Here is an 8,657-nt window from a genome sequence, read left to right on the forward strand (position 1 = left end):
GAAACGATTGCGTCGTTGACCGCCTACAATTTCATTCTCGAAGCCCTATTTGGCGCAGCTTCATATTAAAACGGTATAACGACTGAAGTACAATTGCCCCTCGCTGATGGGAGCGTAATTGTTCAAGCACCGCTTTGGTAAAGATGTCAGACGGTGTTTTGCCAGCGCCGAGATCATCGATCCAGCGTTGATATTGAGCTTTGTGTTCGGCGGTATCTTTTGATAAAGATTTTAGCTTGAGGAACTTGTACGGGAAGATTCACATCAGTAAGAGGCTCGCACCTTTGATGGTTATGAGCACTTAGATTTCGCATCGCTACTTTGAACAGAGGTGACGATCGCTCTGATTAACCTCAGGATTAGTTCTTAAATAATCCTGTACCCAGCTGCAGCCACGCGCTAAGAGTTCATTGAAAGTCAATGTTTCAGTATTCCAGAGTCTTACTGTCGTATCGGCACTAGCAGACGCGAGGGTTTTGCCATCTGAGCTGAAACTCACATCGCGAACCAGATCGGTATGTCCTATAAGAGTTTTAAGCAACGTACCATCCAGACTCCAAAGCCGAATTGTTCTGTCTTCACTGGAGGAAGCAATTTTAGTGCCGTCTGGGCTATACCTGACCCGCCAAACAGCTTGTTGGTGTCCTGCAAACGTTTTGATGAGAGTGCCATCTAATTGCCAACGTTTGACTGTGCCATCTTCACCCCCAGAAATGAACGTCTGCCCATCCGGGCTAAAACTGATGCCGAGTACCTCCGATTGCTGCGCGTCAAAGGAGCGAAGCGCCCGTCCATCCTGGCTCCACAGTTTAATCGTGCCATCAGAACTACCAGACGCAATGGTTTTGCCATCAGGGCTAAACGCGATACCCCAGACCCGCTTTCGATGACCTTGGAGCGTTTGGGGTGGCTTGCCATCTAGAGACCAAAGCTGGATGTTGCCATCCAGTGCATTCCCGGTAGCTAGCGTTTTACCATTTGGACTAAAACTAACCGTGAGGAAAATTGTTGCGTTCTTAAACTGCCGCAGTTCCTTGCCATCCAGATTCCACAGCCGAACGGTGCCGTCTTCACCAGCCGAGGCCAACGTCTTACCATCGGGGCTGAAGCTGATATCCAACACACTTTTGGTATGCCCTGTTAACGTGCGTTTGAGGGTGCCATCGGGTGCCCAAAGCTTGACGGTGTGATCTTCGCTGGCGGAGGCGATCGTGTTGCCATCGGGGCTAAATTTGACCGCCCAAACCGGATCCGTGTGACCTTTCAGCACGTTTTGCAACACTCCTTGCGTGCTCCAGAGCCGGATGGTTTTATCCCAACTGGCAGAAACAATGGTTTGACCATCAGGGCTGAACCCCAGGTCGGCGATCGTGTTACTATGACCTGCCAGCGTGGTCAACAGCGTCGCTTTCAACGTGAGCGGTGCCACAAGCCAAAGCTTCAGCAGGGAGTCGTCGCCCGCTGAGATCAACGTTTTGCCATCGGGGCTGAAATAGACTGCTTTTACAGGCTTGCGGTGTCCATCCAGCCCCCCTAATATTTGCAACGCCTGACCGTTGCGATCCCAAAGTCGAACAGTTTTGTCTGCGCTACCGGAGACAAGGAGTTGACCATTGGGGCTAAAGCTGAGGGTCCAAACTGAATCTGTGTGACCGTTAAGTATGTTCAGCAACTGACCGTCGCGGTTCCATAGACGAATGCTGGTATCATCGCCTGCCGAGGCAAGGGTTTGTCCATCAGGGCTAAAACTGAGCGCTAACACAGCATTTTGATGCCCTGACAGCGTCGCTAACAGCTTGCCTTCACGATTCCAAAGCTTCACGAGACGATCATCGCCTGCCGAAGCCAAGGTTTTGCCATTGGGGCTGAATCGAATGCTTTGGATTCTGCGATCGCTCCCTTGCCAGCTTTGCAACACGGTGCCATCCAAACGCCACAGTTTGATGGTTTGATCAAGCCCTGTGGAGGCGATCGTTTTTCCATCGGGGCTGAAGCTTACGCTCAGAACGGTGTCTTTGTGCCCCTTGAGCGTGTTGACTAAGCTGCCATCCAGTCGCCAAAGTTTGATGGTGTTATCCGCACTGGCAGAGGCAATCAGACCTTCACGGCTCACGCTGACTGCCATTACCCTGGCTGTATGACCTTGAAGGCGATTGCGTTCGCGGTTGGTATTGTAAACAGCTTGTTGGAGTGCTGCTTGAGACTGCAGGCGTGTCTCAACATCCAGTTGGGGCATCTGCTGCACTTGTCGAGACGTACGGATGCTGATGAGTAACGCTTCAAAGCGTTGACGAGAGGCGAAACTAGCATTCGAGAGCGCCGTATTGGCTTTAATGTCATTGATTTCTGCCTGAAGCTTCTGAGCTGTCGCTTTTTTTGAATATTGGTAGGCTGTCCAACCAGTCAGTACTGAGAGGACGAGCGCGCTCCCAAAAACTACAGCGACAGTCCGAAGCCTTCTGTTTGCTTTAAGGTTTGCCTTAGCTAAAATATTTTTCGCCTCTTCTGCAGCCCCCCTCGCTTTCTTTTCTATTTCTAGCTCTTTCTGCACATATTCTGCTTTCTTTTCTCTTTCTCTTTCTCGACTATCAAACGCTCTACTTGCTGCTAGGAATCGATAGTCCTGTGAAGCTAAATTCTTACCGTTAGCCCAAGCTTCAGCATCTTGCAATGCTTGCCCTCGCAACAGCCGCGATTCATCCTGTCCTCCTGACTTCAGCCAAACGGAGATCGCCCCACCGTAGGGACGCAAGGTAGATAGCGCTTGTTCCACCCAGGGGTGATTAAATACCTGCTCATAAATGCGATTGTAAACTCGTAGTTTGCCGTCCCGCTTCACTACCAAGCCCGTCAGCCGCATTTCCATCTGCTCTGTGCTGTCATCTGCGGTCACTTCTGCTTGTTGCACAATCTGCTGATATAGCCCTAGCAACCGTCCAGTGCGTTGTTCACCACTGAGGAGAAGGCGATCGCGAATTGTCTTCAAATGCTCCGGAGTATCCTGCGCTTCCCAATTTTCAATTACCCTAGCATGTACCAACGCCTCAACCCATGCCGCCTCTTGTCCAATGGGTGCTCGATCCGCTGCACTCAATACCAGTTTGCAAACCTTTTGGGTCAAAAATGGCTGTCCACCCGTCCAGTTCAACACCGCCTGCATTAACGCCTGCGGATCATCTACCTTTGCTGCCAAACCCTGCGCTAGCGATTGTGATTCATGCAGTTGAAAGCCCATCAGTTCGATCGAGCGACCCACATTAAACGGGGTCCGCTGCTTATCCTGCATCAAATCTGATGGCGTGGTCACGCCTAGGAGGGTAAACGTCAGCCGACTATACGCTGAGTTTTCAGCCCGACGATTGTAGCACTCCCGCAGCAGCGCAAAAAAGTCATCCAGCTTAAACGGCAGACTGAGGACACTATCAATCTCATCAATAAAAATAACGATCGGCTGGGGAATCGTTGCCAGCAACACCTCCTCCAGAAACTTGTCAAACCGTCGCACAAACGACAACAGTTGATGTTCTTCCCACCACGTATACAGATCAAACGTCTCGTATAGTTCCAGACTGCTGACAATGCTGTCGATGACGCTGCTGTACCACTGCTCCGGAGTCATATCCGAGGTACCAATGCGGGTCAGATCGATCGCGGCACACGCCACCCCTTCTGCCTGCAAGCGCTGCATCGTCTGTACTTTCAAGCTGGACTTACCCATCTGCCGCGAGTTCAGCACATAACAGAACTCGCCTGCTTTCAAGGCATTGTAAAGGTCATCATCCGCTTTTCGTCGTACATAGGTGGGTGCATCAACTGGGAGACTACCACCAACCTGGTAATCGTAGGTGGTAGGTGGTAGATGGTAGGGAGGAGGGGAGGAAGATTGATCAGTCATAGCGATCGCTCAATCGATTTGATCAAGGCATTGAGCATTTTCCCAACGCGCTCAGCTTTTTCTACTGAGCTGTCGTAAGCAATGCCATACTCCAAATCTCGGCACAGGATGAAGTAATAACGGAGTTCTTCTAAAGAGGCTTGAGCAATATTGTAGAAGCGTATTTTATCCGCAGTACCACGACGCTTGAACCCTTCAGCAATGTTTGCTGGCACGGACACAGCAGACCGACGCATTTGAGACACTAATCCAAGCTTTTCGTCCATTGGCAATGCGCCCGTATCGCGATAAACCAGTAGCACCAACTGATGTGACTCCTGCCAAACATCTAACTGCTCAAAACACTCAATCCCCATGCCTTGATGCCATCTACCATCTACCCCCTACCCTTACTCCCCCAACTTCTGCTCGATCGCACCGAGCAGACTCTCGAATTCAGATTGACTGTGCATCTCTGACGTGAGCGTGTTCATGTTCTTCAAGATGCCTGTGAGTTCAGCAATGGTATTGCGAATCTGAGTGTATTGATCAATTTCCTCTCGAAAGCCCTGTAAATTGGCAGCACTCACGCCCCGCATCGCTTCATCCAGTTCTTTAATCTGCTCCTCCCAATGCTTGATGTACTTAATGCGCTCGATCGGTCGATAGATTTGAGCATCCGCCAGCACGATCGGGAAGATGCGGTCATAGAACCTGCCGTTTTGAGCAATCTGCACCAGCTCAAACATACAGTTGGGCGACTTGAGGTACTTATCGCTGATCACGGTCACGACGCACTTACCCCGACCAATTTGCTCCATAAACTCCTTGATCAAACCTTTGTAGCCCAAGTCGCGCTTGTCGCGAATAATGGTGACCCCTTTGGCTTGAAACGCAGCATCCAGCCGATTCACCAGTTCTTCGCTCTCACCACCCCAGGCGTAGGAGAGATAGATTTCTGGCGCTGCTTGAACGGTTGGGCTAGTTTGCTTGGGAATTGGTTCAGTCGCAATGGTTGTTGTGGCGTCTCCCCCGCTAAGCTCCATGTTCAAGAAGGCGGCATCTGTCTCGATCAAACGCTCTCGAAAGTAACGGCGATACAAATCGCAGGTCGGCACCACCTCACTTCCCTGAAATAGCACCAACCCCATACTTGTGAGCTTAAACGCATCACTGGTGTTGATCGAAACGGGATGATCGACCGCTACGACCTGCTTAATTGCCGCCAGCAGTTTCTCATCCCCCTCCAGGTTCAGCAAATGCCGCCGCAAATGTTCGCCATATAACCCGCCTTCTGTGGGAGCAATCTGCAATAGGCGTGCCAACGCCATTTCACCTCGGACGATCGCATACAGTCCTGCCCGCACTAGATAGGGATGCCCACCCACCATATCCATAAATTGCAACGCCTCAGCGTCTGCCCAGGTCAAGCCATGCCGCTGGATCAGATCCAGTACCTGGGGTTGGGTCAACTGCGGTAGCTCGATCGGCACCCCCACATTAAACGGCGACTGGTTAATGTTGAGGGGGATATACACCTCTTTGGAATGCACAATCACCAGCCGCAGGTTCTTCCATATCGGCTTAATCTTGGCATCCTCGTGCCATGCCCGCAGCATCCCAAAAAAGTCTGTGGCGATGGTGGGATACTGGAAGACCTCATCCACCTCATCCAGGCACAGCAGCACCGGACGTTTCAGTTCCGGCATCAGGTAGCGCTGGAAGTAATTCGTGCATTTGTTTTTGCTGCCAACGGCTCCCTTCCAATAGTCTGCCAAGCGATCGTCCAGGTTCAATTCCCCAGTCAAGCTGGTGCAGAACCATTGCAGAAACTGGTCAAGACTGCTGAGGGAGTCGCGATCGAGTAGTTGAAAGTTGAGGGATGCCACTTGATAGCCTTGCTCGCTGGCATGGTGCAAGATCCGCAGCATCAACGAAGACTTCCCCATCTGCCGAGGTGCTTTAATGCGAATCAGTGCCCCTGGCTTTACGATCGCCTCATAGCACCGCGCTTCGATCGGTGGACGCTCGACATACAACGTTGATTCTAGTGGCACCTGCCCCTCTGGCTCATCCAACACAATGGCTTGAGCGGGAGAAGTTGCTTTTTTCTTACGTGTCGAACCGCTGCTCATGAATAGTCCCAGACCAGAGATACCTTGGGCGATTATTTTACTCGGAAGAGTATTTCTCAAAGCTTAGACGCTTTAGTGCCTCTCATGCCAAATTACACGATCTGTTTCCTGTTGATTCTCCTCTCAAAACGACATTCGTTTTGCAAGACTTACAGGCGCTTGCATCATCTAAATGAATCTGCTGAATGACTATCTTCAGAAGCCAACGTTAATTTCTACTTCTAGAAGTTTTTGGGCTATGGTAATGGTCAAGTTCTTCAGCGATCGCCCACACAACCCGAAGCATGAAGCGATATGCCCTGGTCATTGGTATTGGCAAGTATGCCAATCTGAATGAGTTGTCTAAGCCTGCAAGTGATGCCCAGGCTGTTGCCGAAGTGCTGAAAAAGCATGGCGACTTTCAGGAAGTCATTTTACTCAATGGAACCAAGGCAAAACCGGGATGGGTAGACTCCGATACGTTGGACGAAGCACTGACTAAATTCTTGAAGCAGGCGGCGAATCAAGATGTGCTGCTTTATTTTACGGGGCATGGCTTCACGGTAGAGGAGAGCGAGTTTGATCAGCGGGGCTACCTGGCGACTTCGAGTTCAAAGGTTAAGTTCAAAGGGAAGCAGATTATCTCGCAGGAGGATGGCTTTTCCTTTAATAAGCTGAATGGGCTGGTGCAAAAAGCAAGTTTGAGTAGTTTGTTGCTGCTATTGGACTGCTGTCACAGCGGGTTTTTGATTGAGGATGACCTGGTCAAGCAGAGCTTGCAAGCGTTTTCTAAAAGCAATTACTTTCTGATTTCGGCGTGTCGGAGCTTTCAGGAGGCTTACGCCCTGAAGCGGGAGAACCACAGCGTTTTCACGGGAGCACTGCTGGAGAGCTTGTTGCAGGAGAATGCCAAGCAGGGCGTGGTGACGGCTCTCAATGCGCTTGATTTTATTGATCGCGCACTCAAAGGCAGTGGGCAGGAACCAATTTTCCTGGGCATGGGCGGGGCGATTCCTGTGGTAAGCTATGCGATCTCGTCTGCGGTAGAGCCGGATGAGACCTGTCCGTATCAAGGGTTGGAGGCATTTACAGAAGCAACGGCACGTTTTTTCTTTGGTCGACAGGTGGATGTGGAGGCGCTGTGGCAAAAGCTGGAGCAGAGCGCATTTGTGCCGGTGATTGGGGCTTCGGGCAGTGGTAAGTCGTCTTTAGTGCGGGCAGGGTTGATTCCAGCATTGAAACAGAGTGGAACGAACTGGGCTGTGCTGGAGCCGATTAAACCGGGTCTGAAGCCGTTGCAGAGTTTAGAGAGAGCCTTGGAGTCAGTTTTTCAAGGGTTAGAGAATCAGCGGTTATTAGATACCTGCATCAATGATGAAGAGAGCAAGGGCTTGCTGCCGTTGATTGAGGCTTTGCCAGAGCAGCAGAGATTTCTGCTCGTAGTAGATCAGTTTGAGGAAGTATTCACAGTCTCTCTGCCAAAACAAAGCCACCGATTTATTACTCTTCTGACCCAGGTTGCAGAGGTTCCCAGGTCTCGTCTAGCAATAGTGATTACGATACGGGCAGACTTTGTGGAGTCTTGCCTGCATTACGAGGCTTTGAAGCAGTTAATTCAGACTCAGGCTGTTTACCTGTCGCCTCTCACGGGACCGGATTTGACAGATGCGATTGCCAAACCTGCTGAGCAAAAGGGTTACCGAGCAACTCTAGGTCTGCTGGGCGAGATTCTGAAGGACACTCGCGATGAACCGGGATTTTTGCCGCTGTTGCAGTTTGCGCTGACGAAACTGTGGGCGTATCGCGACAGTCAAGCTCACGAGCTGACCGCAGAAGCATACATCACCATTGGTAAACTGGCGGGTGCCCTCGACTCCCATGCGGAGCAGATTTACACCTACAGCGACTACATTGACCCACACACAGGTGAGATTAATCTATCTGCCAAGCAGAGCCGATTGCAACCTGAACAGGATTGGATACGGGCAATCATGTTGCGGCTAGTGCGATCGGGGGAGGGCGAAAAAGATACGCGACAACGCCAACTGCGATCGACCCTGGTGGCACTGGCGGGTGAGGCACCAGAAACCCAGCAGCAGATTGAACTGGTGCTAGAAAGTTTGATTAAGGGGCGACTGTTAGTTTCAGAGCGAGAGACCATAGACCTGGCGCATGAAGCGTTGATTAAAGGTTGGCAACGGATGGATAGCTGGTGCCAGGAAAGCCGGGAACTGCGGCGGTTGAGCCAGCGACTAGAAGCGGCACAATTGGATTGGGAGAAAGATCAGCAGAATGCAGACCTTACAGCAGAGGAAAAAGGCCGCAATCTGCTGATGGGCGGGCTACTGGCAGAAATACAGAGAAATTGGCAAAGCCTTAAAGCAAATCTAGATAATAAAACTCTTGAGTTTTATACACAGAGTGAAGACGCTGAGAAGAAGAAACGGATTCTCCTTTTAGAATCACAAGAGGCTCTAAAAGCGAGGCTAGATGCTACAGGAACACTTTCAGCTGGGCTGGCACACCAATTGAATAATCCAGCTGCCTCTATCGTAAGGGCGTTGCGGGAAATACCAACAGCAATCATAGAACTAAGTAGATCAGGCTTGAAAAGCTCCGGTATGTAAAGTTAGATGGAGGTATCGATTTCAACGATTTGGAGGTGCAGC

General features: G+C 50.7%; 4 protein-coding genes. 1 reads left to right on the forward strand and 3 read right to left on the reverse strand.

From position 1 onward, the window contains the following. Positions 1–316: 316 nt before the first annotated feature. From C7B82_RS16510 to C7B82_RS16520, 3 genes are read right to left on the reverse strand one after another with little or no spacing between them, the layout of a single operon-like run. On the reverse strand, positions 317–3,895 hold the full coding sequence (locus tag C7B82_RS16510) for an AAA-like domain-containing protein (RefSeq protein WP_106257388.1): 3,579 nt from the start codon (positions 3,893–3,895) through the stop codon (positions 317–319). Further along, positions 3,892–4,251: a four helix bundle protein gene (locus tag C7B82_RS16515; protein ID WP_106257389.1), complete on the reverse strand. Its 360-nt coding sequence runs from the start codon at positions 4,249–4,251 to the stop codon at positions 3,892–3,894. The genes C7B82_RS16510 and C7B82_RS16515 overlap by 4 nt, the downstream gene beginning before the upstream one ends. A gap of 33 nt (positions 4,252–4,284) precedes the next feature. Then, the gene (locus C7B82_RS16520) at positions 4,285–6,009 is read right to left on the reverse strand and encodes an AAA-like domain-containing protein (RefSeq protein ID WP_106257390.1); all 1,725 of its coding nucleotides are present in this window, start codon (positions 6,007–6,009) and stop codon (positions 4,285–4,287) included. Positions 6,010–6,293: 284 nt separating this feature from the next. Here C7B82_RS16520 and C7B82_RS16525 point away from each other — a divergent pair, with 284 nt between their 5' ends. Next, positions 6,294–8,615, forward strand: coding sequence for an nSTAND1 domain-containing NTPase (locus tag C7B82_RS16525; protein ID WP_106257391.1), 2,322 nt, complete (start codon positions 6,294–6,296; stop codon positions 8,613–8,615). Positions 8,616–8,657: the final 42 nt, after the last annotated feature.

This window comes from Stenomitos frigidus ULC18 (genome assembly GCF_003003795.1).
GTDB lineage: Bacteria > Cyanobacteriota > Cyanobacteriia > Leptolyngbyales > Leptolyngbyaceae > Stenomitos > Stenomitos frigidus_A.

Excerpts from the sequence above, each read along its gene's own strand:
- C7B82_RS16510 (WP_106257388.1), bottom strand. The coding sequence starts at position 3,895 with ATGACTGATCAATCTTCCTCCCCTCCTCCCTACCATCTACCACCTACC.
- C7B82_RS16515 (WP_106257389.1), bottom strand. The coding sequence starts at position 4,251 with ATGGGGATTGAGTGTTTTGAGCAGTTAGATGTTTGGCAGGAGTCACAT.
- C7B82_RS16520 (WP_106257390.1), bottom strand. The coding sequence starts at position 6,009 with ATGAGCAGCGGTTCGACACGTAAGAAAAAAGCAACTTCTCCCGCTCAA.
- C7B82_RS16525 (WP_106257391.1), top strand. The coding sequence starts at position 6,294 with ATGAAGCGATATGCCCTGGTCATTGGTATTGGCAAGTATGCCAATCTG.